This window comes from Polaribacter sp. 11A2H (assembly GCF_011379025.1).
Lineage (GTDB): Bacteria > Bacteroidota > Bacteroidia > Flavobacteriales > Flavobacteriaceae > Polaribacter.
Genome location: NZ_WTLD01000003.1, coordinates 115,659 through 133,053 on the forward strand (window position 1 = coordinate 115,659; position 17,395 = coordinate 133,053).

17 protein-coding genes are annotated in these 17,395 nt (G+C 31.2%); 3 read left to right on the plus strand and 14 right to left on the minus strand.

Going from position 1 to position 17,395, the window contains the following annotated elements; translation table 11 throughout:
• Positions 1–103: 103 nt before the first annotated feature.
• Together GQS58_RS04850 and GQS58_RS04855 are read right to left on the minus strand one after the other, a co-directional pair.
• Positions 104–1,183, minus strand: coding sequence for an efflux RND transporter periplasmic adaptor subunit (locus tag GQS58_RS04850; RefSeq protein ID WP_166383446.1), 1,080 nt, complete (start codon positions 1,181–1,183; stop codon positions 104–106).
• A 134-nt stretch (positions 1,184–1,317) separates the two neighbouring features.
• Positions 1,318–2,628 carry a TolC family protein gene (locus GQS58_RS04855; protein ID WP_166383448.1) on the minus strand — a complete coding sequence of 437 codons (1,311 nt, stop codon included), beginning with the start codon at positions 2,626–2,628 and terminating at the stop codon, positions 1,318–1,320.
• A gap of 306 nt (positions 2,629–2,934) precedes the next feature.
• Between GQS58_RS04855 and GQS58_RS04860 the strand changes: the two genes are divergently transcribed.
• Positions 2,935–4,332, plus strand: a complete 1,398-nt coding sequence (locus GQS58_RS04860) for a nicotinate phosphoribosyltransferase (RefSeq protein ID WP_166383450.1) — start codon at positions 2,935–2,937, stop codon at positions 4,330–4,332.
• Between the two features lie 66 nt (positions 4,333–4,398).
• Positions 4,399–5,004, plus strand: a complete 606-nt coding sequence (pncA, locus tag GQS58_RS04865) for a bifunctional nicotinamidase/pyrazinamidase (protein ID WP_166383452.1) — start codon at positions 4,399–4,401, stop codon at positions 5,002–5,004.
• A 17-nt stretch (positions 5,005–5,021) separates the two neighbouring features.
• On the opposite strand, the gene GQS58_RS04870 is transcribed toward pncA, so the two are convergent.
• From GQS58_RS04870 to GQS58_RS04920, 11 genes are all read right to left on the minus strand, one after another.
• The gene (locus tag GQS58_RS04870; protein WP_166383454.1) at positions 5,022–7,205 is read right to left on the minus strand and encodes an amino acid permease; all 2,184 of its coding nucleotides are present in this window, start codon (positions 7,203–7,205) and stop codon (positions 5,022–5,024) included.
• A gap of 142 nt (positions 7,206–7,347) precedes the next feature.
• Positions 7,348–8,469 (minus strand): ABC transporter permease, encoded by a 1,122-nt coding sequence (locus GQS58_RS04875; RefSeq protein ID WP_166383456.1) that lies wholly within the window; start codon positions 8,467–8,469, stop codon positions 7,348–7,350.
• Positions 8,470–8,618: 149 nt separating this feature from the next.
• Entirely contained in the window at positions 8,619–9,725 is a 1,107-nt protein-coding gene (locus tag GQS58_RS04880; RefSeq protein WP_166383458.1) for an ABC transporter permease, read from the minus strand.
• Between the two features lie 313 nt (positions 9,726–10,038).
• Positions 10,039–10,425 (minus strand): GxxExxY protein, encoded by a 387-nt coding sequence (locus GQS58_RS04885; RefSeq protein ID WP_166383460.1) that lies wholly within the window; start codon positions 10,423–10,425, stop codon positions 10,039–10,041.
• 127 nt (positions 10,426–10,552) lie between these two features.
• Positions 10,553–11,281 (minus strand): ABC transporter ATP-binding protein, encoded by a 729-nt coding sequence (locus tag GQS58_RS04890; RefSeq protein ID WP_166383462.1) that lies wholly within the window; start codon positions 11,279–11,281, stop codon positions 10,553–10,555.
• Between the two features lie 56 nt (positions 11,282–11,337).
• On the minus strand, positions 11,338–12,240 hold the full coding sequence (locus tag GQS58_RS04895) for an ABC transporter ATP-binding protein (RefSeq protein WP_205860383.1): 903 nt from the start codon (positions 12,238–12,240) through the stop codon (positions 11,338–11,340).
• A 10-nt stretch (positions 12,241–12,250) separates the two neighbouring features.
• Entirely contained in the window at positions 12,251–12,628 is a 378-nt protein-coding gene (locus GQS58_RS04900) for a hypothetical protein (protein ID WP_166383464.1), read from the minus strand.
• A 3-nt stretch (positions 12,629–12,631) separates the two neighbouring features.
• On the minus strand, positions 12,632–13,069 hold the full coding sequence (locus GQS58_RS04905; RefSeq protein ID WP_166383466.1) for a hypothetical protein: 438 nt from the start codon (positions 13,067–13,069) through the stop codon (positions 12,632–12,634).
• A gap of 14 nt (positions 13,070–13,083) precedes the next feature.
• On the minus strand, positions 13,084–13,989 hold the full coding sequence (locus tag GQS58_RS04910) for an HlyD family secretion protein (RefSeq protein ID WP_166383468.1): 906 nt from the start codon (positions 13,987–13,989) through the stop codon (positions 13,084–13,086).
• Positions 13,990–14,056: 67 nt separating this feature from the next.
• Positions 14,057–15,307: a TolC family protein gene (locus GQS58_RS04915; RefSeq protein WP_166383470.1), complete on the minus strand. Its 1,251-nt coding sequence runs from the start codon at positions 15,305–15,307 to the stop codon at positions 14,057–14,059.
• 1 nt (position 15,308) lies between these two features.
• Positions 15,309–15,920 (minus strand): TetR/AcrR family transcriptional regulator, encoded by a 612-nt coding sequence (locus GQS58_RS04920; protein ID WP_166383472.1) that lies wholly within the window; start codon positions 15,918–15,920, stop codon positions 15,309–15,311.
• A gap of 159 nt (positions 15,921–16,079) precedes the next feature.
• Here GQS58_RS04920 and GQS58_RS04925 point away from each other — a divergent pair, with 159 nt between their 5' ends.
• Positions 16,080–16,325 carry a hypothetical protein gene (locus GQS58_RS04925; RefSeq protein ID WP_166383474.1) on the plus strand — a complete coding sequence of 82 codons (246 nt, stop codon included), beginning with the start codon at positions 16,080–16,082 and terminating at the stop codon, positions 16,323–16,325.
• Here the strand turns inward: GQS58_RS04925 and cydB are convergent.
• Positions 16,322–17,395 carry a cytochrome d ubiquinol oxidase subunit II gene (gene cydB / locus GQS58_RS04930; RefSeq protein ID WP_166383476.1) on the minus strand — a complete coding sequence of 358 codons (1,074 nt, stop codon included), beginning with the start codon at positions 17,393–17,395 and terminating at the stop codon, positions 16,322–16,324. The two genes, GQS58_RS04925 and cydB, sit on opposite strands and share 4 nt — an antisense overlap.

Here is a 17,395-nt window from a genome sequence, read left to right on the forward strand (position 1 = left end):
ATTTATACTTATAAGGCTTTTGAAACCTTGCAGGAGTACTCGTTACTGTATACTGCAACTGCCTACTGATGACTGAATACTGAGACTGTAAACTGAATACTGCCTACTGAACACTAACTTTAGCCCCATTAAATAACTTCCCTTCCGCAGAAACGATGTAAGATTCATCAGCATTTAAGCCTGATAAAACGGCTACACTATTTCCATACGTTCTACCTAAACGCAACCAACGCAACATTGCTGTATTGCTTTCACTTACCGTATAAACTCCAGATAATTGACCGTTAGTTACAATTGCTTCATTAGGAATTAAAACCAATTCCGATTTCACTTTTCTTTCTACCGGAAACTGAACTGTAGCAAACATCCCAGATAAAACTGGTACATCTGTTTTATCTAAATTGATTTTTACTAAATATTGTCCACCTGTATTTTTAGCAGAAGTACTTACTTCCGTAACTTTTCCTGTTAATGTTTTATCCATAGATTTCACTAAAACATTTACAGTTATTCCTTTTTTAATTTGCGAAATTTCTGTCTCAGGAACCATGGCAATTACTTCAAACTCCTTAGGAGTTTCTATACTAATTAAAGGCATTCCTGGGCTTGCCATATCGCCACTTTCAATATTTTTACTTGTAACTACACCACTAAAAGGCGCTGTTATGTTAGAATACGCAAACTGTGCATTAATTTCGTTTTTCATTTGATTTGCAGATTCTAAACCTGCTTTTGCCATTTCGTAATTTGCAGTCATGTCATCCATTTCTTTTTGAGTAACACTTTTACTCTCAAATAAATTTTTAAAACGATTGTAATTCTTTTCTGCATTATTAAAAGCAGTTTTAGCTTGTGTAATTCCTGCGTTTACTTGTCCTTTTTTAGCTTGTAAATCCGCATTATTAATAGAAATTAACAACTGACCTTTTTTAACTTTATCGCCAACATTAACGTGTACTTTTTTAACGTACCCCATCATTCTGGTGCTTAAATCTGCACTATTAGATGCTTGTATTTTTCCACTTACAGATAAAAACGGACTGTTACTGTTTACAGCAACTTTACTCACCGTAATTTTAATTGCAGGCGAATTATCTACTGCTGCCTTTTTTTCTTCACTTCCACAACTCACTATAAATAGTAAAAAAGTGAATACTGTAATTATGTTGATATATTTTTTCATTTGTATTGATTTTTATTTGATACCTACAAGGTTTTTGAAACCTTGCAGGATAATTCTATTTACTTTGTTTTTTTTAAACCAGAAATACACAAACCGCTGTCTTGATTCTTGGTTCTTAATTCTTGGTTCTCTTTTTATTTCTTGGTTAGAAAATTTAAATAGGTTTGTGTAAAATTGAATTGATAAATTGTTTGATAATATTCTAATTGTTTTTGTGCAAATTGCGTTTCTGCAATTAATAAATCAGATGTTTTTTCTAAACCTTCTTTAAACCTATTTTTTCTAATTCTTAAAGACTCTTCAGATTGTTGCACGGCTAAATCAGTTAATTCTAAACTGTTTTTTGCATCCACTAATTGACGTTTTACTTTGTTCAACTCTAAATTACTTTTAGACACATATTGATTGTATTCTAACTTCGATTTTTCTAATTCGGCTTTACTTTTTTGTGCTTTCCCAAAACGTTTAGAACCCTGAAAAATATCCCAACTTAGTTGGGCACCAATTAAATACCCATTTGCATCACCCTGAAAAATTTTATTATCATACATTTCATAACTACCAAAGGCATTTAAACGCGGTAGAAAAGCCATTTTATCTGCTTTATTCATGGCTTCGTATGCTTTAGAAGCCAAGTGCATCGCTTTTATATCTGCTCTATTTTCAGAAATTGTTTTGTTATCAACATTAAAATTAGAAACAGTTAAACTTTCTGTTGGTTTGTAAACAACATAGCTTTCATCATTCATTAAAAATGATAGATAATTAGAGGCATTTTGCACATTGCTTTTAGTTGTTTGCAATTGATTTTTAACCTCTGTAACTCTTATTTCCACATTTAAAACATCAGCTTGCTGCAAAAAACCTTGTTTAAAACTATTGTCTGCCATTTGTTTATTGGCATTTGCAGCATCTAAAGCCTTTTCTAAAACTTCAACTGCTTTGTATGCCAACTGCAATTGCATGTATGCTTTATCTACTTCAAAGGCTAGATAATCTTGCGTTCTTTCAGTTTTTAAAGACATCGCTTCCATTTTAGTTTTGGCAGCTTTTCTTTGATAAAAGCCATCTAAATTAATTAATGGTTGCTGAATTTCTATCTTCGTTGCAAAGTTCCTTGTCGTTGTAGGATCGTTTAATAAAGCAGGATTAAAATCATTTGCAGTTAATATTTCTTGATTCAATTTAGACCCAAAAGACATTAACGGATTTGTGGTTGAAATACCTGTATGACTTGCTGTAATGTTTGGTAAAAACACCGCATTTGTTTGTCTATAATCTGCTTTAGAAGCATTAAACTCTTCTTTAGAGATTTGAATAGTTGTATTATTTCCTGCAACTTTAGCTAAAACTTCTTCTTTAGAAATTGGTTTTACCTCTTGTGCTTGTAAGTTCAAAGCAACTGTAAATAAGCATAATATGGTTATGTATATTGTGTTTTTCATGTATTCTTTAATTATCTTAGGCAAAAGTACATTAGACAATTTCTCTAGTCAGTAACATTAGTTACCGAGCAAAGAATGATAGTTCGCTATAATTGCATACTTATTTTTACGAAACACACGGATTCACTACCGCAAATAGAATTAAAAGTAGTTCTAGGATAAACTATTATAAAAATTTTTACAAATAAAAGAACGATTATGGGAGTTATAGAAATGTTTAAAATAAAGGAATGCACTTTTTTTCTGAAGGCTTAGGAATAATATCTCTTTTTTTAAATACCTTCACAATTTTAAAACCAAATTGGCATGAATATTACAGCATCTTACACAGACCTTTATCAACTTACTATGGCCGAAGTCTATTTTAAGACGAAACCAGATGGACGCGCTGTCTTTGATTATTATTACCGTCACAACCCTTTTAATGGTGGTTATTCTATTTTTGCAGGATTAGAAGATGTATTAGATATTTTAGAAACTTTTAAATTCTCAGCTTCCGATATTGCATATTTAGAACAACATGGTTTTCAGAATGATTTTTTAGAATACTTAAAAAATTTTAGTTTTAAAGGAACTATTTTTTCAAGTAAAGAAGGTGATGTTGTTTTTCCTAATCGCCCTATTTTACAGGTAGAAGCGAATATTATTGAAGCACAGATTATAGAAACTTTTTTACTAAACATTCTTAATTTTCAGACTTTAATAGCAACCAAAGCAAGCAGAATTAGATATAGTGCAAAAAAGGAAGTTCTATTAGATATGGGGTTACGTCGTGCACATGCCACTGGAGGCTATTATGCATCAAGAGCCGCTATAATTGGTGGTTTTGATAGTACAAGTAATGTCATTGCTGCCAAAGATTATAACATTCCGTCTACGGGTACAATGGCACACTCATTCATACAGAGTTATAAAGAAGAAATACAAGCATTTAGAGATTTTGCAAGCATACGACCAAAAGGCTGTGTACTTTTAATAGATACCTACAATAGTTTAAAAAGTGGATTACCAAAAGCGATTACGGTAGCCAAAGAAATGGAAGCTAGAGGAGAAAAATTACTTGGTGTTCGTTTAGATAGTGGTGATTTGGCATATTTATCTAAAAAAACGAGAGCAATTTTAGACGAAGCCGGTTTAGATTATGTAAAAATTGTAGCCTCTAATCAATTGGATGAATATGTTATAAAAAGTCTTAAAGAGCAAGAAGCTCCTATTGATATTTTTGGTGTTGGAACTAATTTAGTTACAGGAAATCCTGATGCTGCCATGGATGGTGTTTATAAATTATCAGAATACAATGGAGAGCCAAGAATTAAACTTTCCGAAAACATTATAAAAGTATCATTACCTTACAAAAAACAGGTTTATAGAATGTTAGATGATAAAGGCATGTTTTATGGTGCGGATGCTGTAGTACTATATAAAGAAGGCGAAGTAGCGAAAATAGAACACCCTTTTGATGCTACAAAGAGTTTAAATTTAGAAGCTTTTAAACAAGAACCATTGCTAGAGAAAGTTATGGAAAATGGAAAAAAAATAGTCTCTTCTAGATCTGTTTCTGAAATTGCTGCATATTCTAAATCGCGTTTAGCACAACTTCCTAATGAATACAAACGTTTTCAAAATCCGCATATTTACAAAATAGGATTGAGTTTAAAACTAAAACAAGACCGTGATCAATTGATACAAGAACATAAATTTTAAATTGAATATTCAGGAGACTATTGTGTCTTGCATGATTATATATTAATTTTAAATAAAAAACGATTTATGAAAACACTCCTTATAATCGATGTACAAAACGACTTTATGCCAATTGGATCGCTTCCTGTTCCTAATGGAGATAAAATAGTTTCAATTATCAATGAGATACAACCTAAATTTGATTTAGTGATTGCTACCCAAGATTGGCATCCTGAGGATCATATTAGTTTTGCTTCCAATCATAATGGAGCATCTCCTTTTGATGAAATTGAAATAAAAGGACAACCACAAACCTTATGGCCAAATCATTGTGTACAAGGATCTAAAGGAGCAAAATTACATCCTAAACTAAACACATTAAAATGTGAAAGCATTTTTAGAAAAGGAACTGATAAGGAGATGGATAGCTATAGTGCCTTTTATGATAATGGACACCTAAAATCTACAGGATTAGCTGGATATTTAAAAGAAAAAGGGACTAGCCAACTTTTTATATGCGGATTAGCCGCAGATATTTGTGTTTATTATTCCATTCGTGATGCAGTTAAAGAAGGTTTTGATTGTTTTTTTATTGAAGACGCTTCCGAAGCACTAGACAATGAAGATTTTAAGAAAATTAAAGAAGATATGATTGATATGGGAGTTAAAATAATTTCCTCTAAATTGATTTAAAAACACATATAAACCAACTACTTATCTTCTTCAAAATCTAAATCTAGCACATTAAAATTATTGGCAGCTTTTACTAATAACGTAGAGCCAATAGTCTCGAATAAGTCGTTTGTTTTAAGAATAAATTGAGCTTGCTTTTCAATTTTATAATTAGGAATTCCAACAATTGTTAAATCTGTAGATTTAGAATATTGTTTTATCAAATCGTAAAACGGAATTTGATCTATAACATTTTCTACAATTACAATTTCTACTAATACTCTAAGATCTTCTACCAATTCAGATATTTTTGCATGAATAACATCCGATTTCACATTATTATTATCTACAAATAAAACACGAATAGAAGTTTGATTCCATTTTGGAGCAGCAATAATAAAACGAGCAATATTTAGCATCATTTCGGCATTTTTACTGTCGGTTTCTCGCCACCATAAATCGATGGTTTTGTACCTTCCAAATTTCGATTTTCTATCAAAATCTAAATACAATAAGTTATAATCTAAATAGAGCAAAGTTTCCGTCATTTCTGCATATTCAGAAGAACCTTCAAGTCCTTTTGGCCAACCCATCATAATGGTATTCGGTTCCACTCCAGAAAAACCAAAAGTAGTGGCAATGTTGGTAATTCCTTTATATAGATTATCAACCTTAATCTGTCTTGCAAAAATTCCTAAATCATTATAAATATCTTCTCTAATAATTTGTTCAGACTTTTTTAAAGGAATTTTATTCTCTTTATCGATGATCAATTTAAAATTAGTGACCACACCGGTTTTGCCAGAAACAGCTTTACTAAGTTCTAATAAATATCCTTGATGTTCACTGCTACCACTAAAAAGAATAATATTTGGGTTCCAATTAGAATTAATATCATGTTTTGTATCAATTTTCATCAACCCTTTATTCACTACATTTTCCCAAACACTTTTCCAGATATCTGTAGAATTTATTTTCACTTCCTTTCGCTGCAACATAAAATACAACCCACTAATTACAGCTAAAGCACCAATCATTGCAATCATGTCTAATTTAAACATCACCCCAAAACAAGCTACAAAACCCACCAAACCAATCCATCTTTTAATTTTAAAAGTGGGCTGAAAATCTGGGTTTGCCCAACTTTCTAAAAAATAAGACAGATTTATAAAGCCGTAAGCGGTTAAATAAAACATAGAAACCACACGCGCTATAACATCTAATTCACCAATCAAAATTCCGGCTTCTGCAATTAAAAACACCAATAACAATGCATTTACTGGCTCATTATTTTCTCCTCTTCCTTTGGCAAAAAAACGAGGCGTAACTTTATCTACAGACATGGCTTGTAAAATTCTTGGACCACCTAAAATTCCGCCTAAAGCGGATGATAATGTTGCTCCCCAAACCCCAGCAATTACTGCAGGAGCAAAAAAGGCTATTTTCATTAAAATATTATAATCCGATTTTAAAACTTCAGAATCTATGGTGTAGGCTATAAAAACAGCCAAAAATAAATACACAATTAAACCAACCCCAATGGCTAATAAAGTCCCTCTAGGAATAGAGTTTTTAGGATCTTTTAAATCTCCGCTCATTGCTATACCGGCAGTAAAACCAGTAACTGCGGGGAAAAATATAGCAAAAACAACTTCTAAAGGAACCGAGCCTTCCGTAGAAAACATAGATACCGTTTGTGGTGTAAAATCATGCGACCCAAAGAAGATAGAAACTATTGATAAAACAATGGCTGCCAAAATAAAATATTGAGATTTTAAGGCAACGGATGTGCTTATTAATGCCAAAGCTGTCAGTAAAACTAAGGCGATAGTTCCCGTAATTCTAAAGTCATTTATCTCCATTCCGAAGCCTAAATAACTATTAAAACTTTCTGCAAAACCTATTAAATATAATGCAATAGAAAAAGCAGTACCTACATACAACGCAATACCAATAGAACCACCAATTGGAACGCCCATACTTCTAGAAAGGACATAATAAATTCCGCCTGCACCAATTTTTTTATCAGTGGCAACAGAAGACACACTAAGTCCTGTTGAAATAGAAATAACATGTGCAATTATAATAATTAGAATAGCGCCTAATAAACCTGCGTTTCCAACTACCCAACCGAGACGCATGTACATAATTACCCCTAGAATTGTGAGTATTGACGGTGTAAAAACACCTGCAAATGTGCCGAATTTTTTAGTTTTAGACATTTCTTAAACCCTGTTTATTAAAATAAAGTAATCTGAATATGAATTTTTAAATTCATCAATTTTCTCTTACTGCAAGATATTAATAATTACGCAACCTAAAAACTAAGTTAATGTTGCATTTTCTAATAATATACGATAGTAATTATGATGTTTTCTTATAACTCCAAATCGCTAGACCATTCATAACAATGGCAAAAAGTAATGTTTTTATTAATTGCGGAAGAATATCTGTAAAACCAGAACCTTTAAGCATTACCATACGCATAACCTCAACAAAATATTTTATTGGATTGAATTCTGTAACTATTTGTGCCCACTCTGGCATGCTTTCAATGGGTGTAAACAAGCCGCTCATCAAAATAAAAATAACAGTAAAAAACCAAGCAATAAACATGGCTTGCTGCTGTGTCTCTGTAAAGTTAGAAATGAATAACCCGATGCCTAAAATCACCAAAATATAAATAGATGTGTATAAATATAGAAGTGCCAAACTACCAATCATAGGAACGTTAAATATCAGTTTTGCTAAAGTTAATCCTACTGTTAATAGCCCAATTCCTATTACCCAAAACGGAAAAAGTTTACCAATTATAAACTGACTTTTTTTAATGGGTGTCACGTTTATTTGCTCTAAAGTTCCTATTTCTTTTTCTCGAACAATATTCATCCCTGAAAGGAATAAAGTAATCATGGTAACCAACAAAACAAGAATTCCCGGAACCATAAATGTTTTGTAATTCAATGTTTTATTATACCAGAATAAAGGAATGGTTGCAATACTAATTGGCTGTATTTGTTTGTCTGAAATTTGTAATAAATCTGTTTTTATCTGTTGATTAAAACTCTGTACAATCTGTGTTACATATACGTTTTCTACACCTGCTGCTGCACCATCAATAGCGTTAATAGTTACTCCTAATTTATTGTATTTATCTTTTTGTAAATCGCGCTCAAAGTAGTGGGGGATTTCTAACACAACATCTACCTTTCCTTTTAGCATTTCTGAACTTGCTAATTCTTCCGATGGAAAATCGGTTAATACATCAAAATAAGTAGAAGCATTAAATTTTTCTATCAATGCCCTAGAGGTTGAGGTATGATCATGATCGATATAGCCAAATTTAATGTTTTTCACTTCAAAAGTAGCTGCATTAGATAATATAACGAGTTGTAATAACGGTAAAACAAAAATGATTGGAAGCATTCCTTTATTTCTAAAGATTTGCTTAAATTCTTTCTGTATGATGTATAATATTGTTTTCATATTTTTAAAAGAATAAAGAGAATAGAACAGAGAAAAAAGACGTTTTTAGTACTGTCCAATATTCTCTCTAACCACTATCATTTATTATCTAAATTTCACTTTTTTGTTTAACTGAATACTGTGACTGATTACTGCTACTGCAAACTGTTTCACTCCAATCTAATTTTATATTTTTTAATACTTAAGGCGATAAAAAACACAGTCATTCCTAATAAAATTAAGGTTTCTTTCCACACATATTGTAACCCAACACCTTTTAACATAATGCCCTTTATAATGATGATAAACCATTTTGCAGGTATAATATTACTGATCACTTGCAATGGAAATGGCATACTTGTTATTGGAAATATAAAACCCGATAATAAAATTACAGGAAGCATTAACCCCATTAAAGAAATCATCATGGCAGTTTGTTGCGTAGCCGAAATAGTGGATATTAAAATACCTAAGGCCAGTGCTGAAATAATAAATAAAACACTTTCTAAACCTAACAACAATAAACTTCCCTGAACCGGCATTTTAAAGATAAAAATACTCAGCAAGACAATAACAACCGCATTAATTATAGACAGAAAAATATAAGGAAATACTTTTCCTATAATTACTTGAAACGGTTTTATTGGTGACACTAAAAGTATTTCCATGGTGCCCAATTCCTTTTCTTTGGTAATAGAAATAGAGGTCATCATTGCAGAAACCAACATCAAAATAATAGTCATAACACCAGGCACAAACATGTACACACTTTTTAGTTCTGGGTTGTAAACCATACGTGTTTGTGGAATAATTTGATACGCAATTGTAATTTCTTTATTTAATTCTTGTTGATATTTTTGCAGAATCGCATTTACAAAATTACTAATGGTATTGGCTGTATTTGGGTCTGTGGCATCCGTAATTATCTGAACCGTTGCTTTGTTTTCTTTGATAAGGTTTTTACTAAAATCTTTTTCAAAATTTAAAACAGCTTTTACATGTCCTTTTTTAAAAATAGTTTCAATATCAGCTTCTTTTTCAATAATTTGCTTGATGCTGAAATATTTCGAAGCCGCTATTTTATTAATAATTTCCTCTGTAGTTGCATCCTTAGAATGATCTAAAATAGCAATATCTACATTGTTGATTTCGTTGGTAATAGCAAAACCAAAAAGCATAATTTGGGCAATCGGCATTCCAAAGAGGATAAACAATGATCGTCTATCCCTAAATATATGGTAGAATTCCTTCTTTATAAAGCCTATAAATCTTTTCATTTTATATTTTTTTCTCTGGCGGATTTACCTCCCGCTGATTTCACGGATTATCGCAGATTTTTTAATCAGTGTGTTTCATTTTTTCTTTTACGCTCATATGCGGGAAAACCTATGAACCTTTTCATAATATGTTTCTTTCTTCTGTGAATTTATCTCTCGCAGATTTTTTTTATTCTCTTTTCTGCGCAAATCAGCATAATCTGCGGGAAACATTTCTTCCTCAACTCTTTACCTCCCGCTGATTTCGCAGATATCCGAAGATTTTTTAATCAGTGTGTTTTATTTTTTCTTTTGCGCTCATATGCGGGAAAATCTATAACCCGTTTACTTTTCTAAAAATTCCTTTTGTAATATTATCTTCATTAAAATTGACTAATATTCCTAATTTCAATTTTGAAAGTTTTAAATAAGTGAGTACTTGCTTATGATGAACCTTAGCTAATTTTTCAACAGATTTTATTTCTACTATTACTTTATCATTTACTAATATATCTAATCGATATCCATTGTCTAGTTCAATATCATCGTAAAATATTGGTAGTATTACTTGCCTTTTAACAGTTAACCCTTCTTTTTCTAATTCGTAGGATAAAACCGTTTCGTAAACAGATTCCAACAAACCTGGACCTAATTCATTATAAACTTTGAAAATTGCTCCTCTAATTATATAAGAAATGTCGTTTTCTGTTTTTCCTTCCATAGCTTCTGTTTTTTTTCATTTTCACTCCCGCCGATCACACAGATAATCGCAGATTTTTTCAATCTCTTTTCTGCGTAAATCCGCATGATCTGCGGGAAACTTTTATTCTTTTTCGCGGAACATGTTTTTACCCACGAGCTAATTTTAAAAACACATCATTCATATTATCTACTTTAAACTGTTCTTTTAATTTTTTTGGCGTGTCTAAAGCTTCTATTTTACCATTTACCATGATGGAAACTCTGTCACAATATTCTGCTTCATCCATATAATGTGTAGTTACAAAAACAGTAGTTCCTTGGTGAGCAGCTTTGTAAATCAATTCCCAAAACTGACGCCTAGTAATTGGATCTACGCCTCCTGTGGGTTCATCTAAAAAAACAATTTTTGGATCGTGAAGCAAAGACACCGAAAAGGATAACTTTTGTTTCCACCCCAATGGTAATGAACCGACCAATTGCTTTGCAACACTTTCTAAGCCTAATTCTGCAATTAAAATTGCGGATTTTTCTTTGATTCGTTTTCTTGACAAACCATAAATTCCACCAAAAAAGGTAATATTCTCTTTCACCGTTAAATCGTCATACAAAGCGAACTTCTGACTCATATAACCAATGTTTTTTTTGATATCTTCTGCATGGGTAAACACATCAAAACCTGCCACTTTTGCTTTCCCCGAAGTCGGAGTAGAAATACCAATCAGCATTTTCATTGCCGTCGTTTTTCCTGCGCCATTTGCGCCTAAAAAACCAAATATTTCGCCTTTTTCTACCTCAAAAGTAATTTTGTTGACGGCTGAAAAATCTCCAAACATTTTGGTTAATTCTACTACTTGTATGACTTTGTTATTGTTCATTTTGTTTTATTAGAGACCTTACAGGTTTTTAAAACCTGTGAGGTCTAATACACTATTTATTTTGCTAATTCCATAAATGTATCCTCAATAGTTGCTGATGTTTTCTCTATTGAAACATTAGCTAAATTTTTCGATTCTAAATATGTTTTTAAATCATTCGGATTAAAATCTGCTCTTGTATCTGTATAATGCACGAACTCTCCAAAAGGGTATACACTATGGTTATATTCATACTCCTTTAAATTATTAATAAGCTGATACATGTTATTTGCACCTACATTATAAATTTGATACGGATAATGTTTTACAATGGCTTCTGGCGTATCAATTTCTAAAATTTTTCCATCCTGAATTAAGGCAATTCTATCACACAAAGCAGCTTCATCCATATATGGTGTAGAAACTAAAATGGTGATGTCTTTTTTCTGCAAACGTTTTAACATTTCCCAAAATTCTTTTCTAGAAACTGGATCAACTCCTGTTGTTGGTTCATCTAAAAACAACACTTTAGGTTTGTGAATTAAAGCGCAACATAAGGCTAGTTTTTGTTTCATTCCGCCAGATAATTTTCCTGCTCTTCGGTTCTTAAATGGCTCTATTTGAACATAAATATCTTTAATTAAATCGTAATTTTGATCTATCGTTGTTCCGAAAATAGTGGCAAAAAAATCTAAATTTTCCTCAACGGTTAAATCTTGATACAAAGAAAATTTCCCAGGCATATAGCCAACGTTTTTTCGAATACTTTTATAGTCTGTAATTACATCAAAACCAGCAACGGTGGCAACACCTTCATTAGCAATTAAAAGCGTGGTTAACACTCTAAACAAAGTGGTTTTACCTGCTCCATCCGGACCAATTAAGCCAAAAAGTTCTCCAGGCTTTACTTCAAAAGAAATGTCTTCTAAAGCTTTTACCTTTTTATAAGATTTTGATATGTTAGCAACCGTAATACTCATCAGTTTATACTTATTTTTTATAAAAATATTTTGGAATTACAATGGTTAGCATTGCAATTACCACCCAGACACTTACTCTAAAAACCATGGCTTGAATACTTTCAACAGCAACAGTTTCGCTTATAAACTTCAGATACAAAAAGATTGAAAAATGCATTCCTAAAATAACTAGAATCAACTTTTTGTTAATTGATAGATTCTTCCATATTAGAAAGGCTGTAACAATGGAAATAACTCCAAGAACCACATTATAAACTACAAGCCATTGCAATACATTATAGTCTTTAGATTCAGCACCAAGTAACACAGAGGTCCCCGCGAAAGTGGACATTATTCCCAGAAACAAAGCAAGTAAAGCTCCGATAATATGTAAGAATTTCTGTTTCATTTTTTAGTTGAAATAATCTGAGTATTCATTAACATTCTCCTCGATACTTTGTTTCAATTTTGCAGCTTCTTCAATTGTATTCGCTTCCGAAAGTGCATCTATTTTTGCAATTAAAGGTAAAAGCCAAACATGTAAATTATCATGCGAATCTCCTTTCATGGTGCAGTTCTTTATCACATAGTTTTTATCTACATTCAATTTTTCTGCCAATTCATAATAGCCTTCTAATGTATTGGATGAAAAATCTTTAATGCTATTTTGCATTTTTAACACACCTTCATTCGTTTCTGAATTCGCTTGCCATTTCTTACCATTGTCTAGTTTAATTTCTTGTGTCCAAGAATTAGAATACAAGTCATTTACTTCTGCAGCTTCTTGTTTCTTATTTTGTTTACAACTCACTAAAGCAAACAGCATTAATACATAAAATATAGGTTTCATCGTTTGTGTTTTTATTAATTATTAATATCTGAATTGCCAAACCACATTTCTGCTGGCATTCCTATTTTTAAGCTTCCATCATTTGCCACATTAACTTTTACAGCATATACCAAAGCAACGCGTTCTTCTTTAGTTTGAATAATTTTAGGCGTAAATTCTGCTTCAGAAGCAATCCAACTAACGGTACCTTCAAAAGATTTCATATCTTCCGTAGCATCAATTTTAACCGTAACTTTTTGTCCGATTTTAATGTTTGCCAATTGTGTTTCACTAATATAAACACGTAGTTCCATAGTACTTAAATCTGCAATTTTATACAAAGGCTTTCCAAAAGCAGTAATTTCATTTGGTTCTGCATACTTGGTTAAAACGGTTCCGTTTACAGGGTTTATTATTTTACTTTTTTTAATTTGATCGTCAATTTGTTTTAATTGAACATCTATACTTTTTAGTTCGTTTACAACAGGTGCATTCTGAATTTCTACACTTCTAATCTGACTTTTAATAACATCTATTTCACCAGAAACATCATCTAATTGTTTTTGTGTACCTGCATTGTCTTTAATTAAATTTTCTACTCTAGTTTTATTAATTCTGGCAGTTTTTAATTTTGAATTTAACACAGAAATCTGTGATAAAACTCCCTTAGACTTAGAACTAATTACAGACTTTGAAACGATTAATTGTTCTCGTTTTAAAGCTAATTGCACTGTATCTATAAAACCAACAAATTGGTCTTTTTCTAATTGATCGCCTTCTTCTATAGAAAATTGAATTAATTTCCCGTTATTTTCTGCCGAAATAGTTATTTCTGTAGCTTCAAAATTTCCATAACCATCTGCTTTATCGTTGTTGTTTCCACAGGAAAATAGAGTTGAAGCAATTATGCTTAATGTTAATATGTAATTATTGTTTTTCATTTTGTATGTTTTTTCTCCCACTGATTTTATTTTCTCTGCGCACATCTGCGTTATCTGCAGAAAATATTTACTTTCCTTTTATAGTATTATAATTCGCTTTTGCTAATTGTATTTGTATTTTATGTCTTAACAAGGTGTTTTCTGCTTCAAATAAATTGGTGAATTCTGTAATATAAACCGAAGATGTGATGACACCATTTTTAAGTTGAGCATCTAATGTTTTCAAGACTTTCTTACGAAGATTGATGATCTCTTCATCCGAATTTATAAAAGCTGAAATTTTTTCTATTTCTTGTTGCTGTTTGTTGAGTTCAATATTGGTGTTTAGTTTAAATATTTCAGTTTCAGTTTCTATGATATCTTTGTTAATTGCCACTGTTGCTTGTTGTTTTTTATTGGTATTCCAATCAAACACATTCCAATGTAATTTAACACCCACTATATAATATGTCTGAAAAGAGTTATCCAACATATTCAACCCAGGATTTCCATAACCGCCAGTTGCAAAGCCATTTAATTTTACCGAATTTTGTTTAGAAATAAGTGCTTCCTGACTGTTTATTTCTTCCTTTTTCAATTGAAACAAATCTAGTTCTGGTCTAGATATTTCCGTTTGTAATTCCGTTTTAACTAAAGGTTTTTCAAATTTTGTAGCAGTACTTACAGATTGTCCAATTAAACTCGATAAAGTATTCATTAAAGTTAATTTTTGACTTTCTACCTCAATAAATTGTTGCTTAATTTTTAAGATTTCAGCCTCTAAAACACTATCCGAAGAAGGCAATAAAACTCCGTGTTTTATACCCGATTGTACTTCCTCTAGCTTAGACTCTAATTGCTTTTTTTTAGCTTCTAATAAGTTATATGTTTCTTGGGTTAATAGTACAGAAAAATACAGTTGATTAATTTGTGCTTTCAACTGATAGATATTCGTATCAACTTGTTTTTGTTTTGTTTTAAATTGCGCTTTTTTAACCTTTAAATTCGCAGCTGTTAACCCACCATTATAAATCAATTGATTTATAGATAAAGTTGCTTTGTATTGATCCTTATTTAAAGGCTCTATATTCGCATTTGGAATCGGAATTTCTATAACATCAGATTGATACGTTGCTTGTGCATCTAAGTTAATTTGTGGCAATTTAGAATTCAAAATAATTTCTGTATCCAATTGATGTTGCTTCTCTAACAATTGATGTTGCTTAATTAAAGGATAGTTTGTTTCTACTAATTTATAACAATCATTAAGCGTTAAAATTTCTTGTGCAACCGATGAGAAACTTATTACTGCTATTAAAATGAATACTACTTTTTTCATCTTATTTTTTTATTGAATTAATAATAAAATCGGCAACTTCAGTTTTACGATCTTCAATTATTTGCTGAAATCCGTCTTCTTCAACAGTAATTAAACCTTGAATTAAAGGCTTGGCTATAAAAGGAAATACATTTAAGGCTAGAATATTGATAAATAACTGCTCTGCACTAACATTTTTGATAGTGCCATTTTCAACTTCAACAGCTACTTGGTTTTTGAATTTCTCTAGATTTGGAAACCCATTATTTCCCTTCATTTTTAAAATAAAATCAGGATTTCTATTCAATTCTTGAATAATGAAATTAGGTAAATAAGGATGCTTCTCAATAAAGGAAATATAGTTTGATGAAAAATTTCGTACCTTTTCTTCTATGGGTGAATCGTCATTTAAAACTGCATTTAATTGAGGCGCCAATAATGAAAATGCATTTTTAAATACAGCTTCAAAAAGTAATTGTTTACTTCTATAATAATAGTGAAGCATCGCTTTGTTTATGCCAGCTTCATTGGCAATTTCTTGCATGCGAGCACCATCCATTCCTTTAGATTGAAATACATTTTTTGCTGCATTTAAAATTTGTTCTTCTGTATTTTCGTTTTTAGTCCCGCTCATTAACTATTTAGTTTAACCAATTGGTTAACAAATGTATAATGAATTGAAACTAGATAAGATGACTTATATCATGTAAGCTATATAAACAGTTATTTATTAAGCTTATTATAGATTTTTTTAATGATAATCAACCCTAAAACACCTCCTAAAACGGAGACGATGCAGTTAATTATAAATAATGAAGTATTAAATGTACCATGTTGCATTATCGATTGCGGATTAAAGCCTAATCGTCCAAATGATTTAATGAAAAAGACACTTCCAAAAACACCCGCTATTGTATTGCCTACAATACCAAATGAATATTTTTTAAACAGCATACCAAAACCAATCGCTCCAATTATTCCTAACAAAATACTCAGTAAAGAAATTAATGTTTCTGTCATAATATTAGATTTAGACTAATGACCGTAATCCATTTTATCAACTTTACCTCCCTTTAATCTTTTTTGAATAATTGCATAAATTACAATTAAGATAATACCAATAATACCCCAAATAAATGCTACAGATAAACCATATTCTGGTGCCGCAGTATTATATATGGTAAGTGGCTCGTGAACATCATTAACAGAAGGTAAAATAACAGGAAACAAAGAAGCCAAAGAAGAGGTAATTCCGCCTAATATTAATAATGTTGATAACCAAAAAGCATGTACCTCTTTTTTAATTTTTTTGATAAAAAACAAGCCAACTAATCCTATAAAATATAGCATTGGGAATACCAATAAATAAGGTTTATCTACAAAATTATTTAAAGAATCTGGATTTACAATTTGCCATAGTGCTACCGAAACAATGCTAAGAATTGTTAAAGCAATATTCAACTTAAAAATAACACCTTTCAATTTTAAATTGATGGTTGAATTGGTTTTTAAAACCACCCAATTAGCACCATGTATTGCTAAAGTAACTACAGAAATAACACCTATAATAATGGTAAACCAATCGATAACTCCTGGATGCTCTGTTAAAGGGCTAAAACTACTATCCCATAATGGTAAGAAAAAATAATGCCCTTCGTACACAGAAACTCCGTTTTCCACGCCACCTAAGTTTACACCTCTCACAATATTTCCTAGCGCAATCCCAAAAAATAAGGCTAATAATAAACTAGAAACTCCAAAAGAAACATCCCAAATGTCTTTCCACATTTGATACTTAAACTGACTCCTAAATTCAAGGCCAATTGCTCTAAAAATAATCAACCATAAAACGATGATTAAGGGTAAGTAAAATCCACTAAATACAGAAGCATAAAAAGTAGGAAAAGCCATAAAAAGCATCCCTCCAGCTGCCACTAACCAAACCTCATTAGAATCCCAAAATAAACCTGCAGATTTTGTAATTACTTCTTTATCCTTCTCTTTTTTTGCAAAAAATAAATGAATAATTCCTGTTCCGAAATCATATCCATCTAAAACAAAAAAGATACCTAAAACCGTTGCTATTATAATGTACCAAAATATTTCCAT

Coding starts and splice junctions, on each gene's coding strand:
- GQS58_RS04870 (WP_166383454.1), bottom strand. CDS start 7,205: ATGTCTAAAACTAAAAAATTCGGCACATTTGCAGGTGTTTTTACACCG.
- GQS58_RS04860 (WP_166383450.1), top strand. CDS start 2,935: ATGAATATTACAGCATCTTACACAGACCTTTATCAACTTACTATGGCC.
- GQS58_RS04925 (WP_166383474.1), top strand. CDS start 16,080: ATGCAGTTAATTATAAATAATGAAGTATTAAATGTACCATGTTGCATT.
- GQS58_RS04880 (WP_166383458.1), bottom strand. CDS start 9,725: ATGAAAAGATTTATAGGCTTTATAAAGAAGGAATTCTACCATATATTT.
- GQS58_RS04850 (WP_166383446.1), bottom strand. CDS start 1,183: ATGAAAAAATATATCAACATAATTACAGTATTCACTTTTTTACTATTT.
- cydB (WP_166383476.1), bottom strand. CDS start 17,395: ATGGAAATATTTTGGTACATTATAATAGCAACGGTTTTAGGTATCTTT.
- GQS58_RS04885 (WP_166383460.1), bottom strand. CDS start 10,425: ATGGAAGGAAAAACAGAAAACGACATTTCTTATATAATTAGAGGAGCA.
- GQS58_RS04915 (WP_166383470.1), bottom strand. CDS start 15,307: ATGAAAAAAGTAGTATTCATTTTAATAGCAGTAATAAGTTTCTCATCG.
- GQS58_RS04900 (WP_166383464.1), bottom strand. CDS start 12,628: ATGAAACAGAAATTCTTACATATTATCGGAGCTTTACTTGCTTTGTTT.
- GQS58_RS04910 (WP_166383468.1), bottom strand. CDS start 13,989: ATGAAAAACAATAATTACATATTAACATTAAGCATAATTGCTTCAACT.
- GQS58_RS04875 (WP_166383456.1), bottom strand. CDS start 8,469: ATGAAAACAATATTATACATCATACAGAAAGAATTTAAGCAAATCTTT.
- GQS58_RS04890 (WP_166383462.1), bottom strand. CDS start 11,281: ATGAACAATAACAAAGTCATACAAGTAGTAGAATTAACCAAAATGTTT.
- GQS58_RS04920 (WP_166383472.1), bottom strand. CDS start 15,920: ATGAGCGGGACTAAAAACGAAAATACAGAAGAACAAATTTTAAATGCA.
- GQS58_RS04905 (WP_166383466.1), bottom strand. CDS start 13,069: ATGAAACCTATATTTTATGTATTAATGCTGTTTGCTTTAGTGAGTTGT.
- GQS58_RS04895 (WP_205860383.1), bottom strand. CDS start 12,240: ATGAGTATTACGGTTGCTAACATATCAAAATCTTATAAAAAGGTAAAA.
- GQS58_RS04855 (WP_166383448.1), bottom strand. CDS start 2,628: ATGAAAAACACAATATACATAACCATATTATGCTTATTTACAGTTGCT.
- pncA (WP_166383452.1), top strand. CDS start 4,399: ATGAAAACACTCCTTATAATCGATGTACAAAACGACTTTATGCCAATT.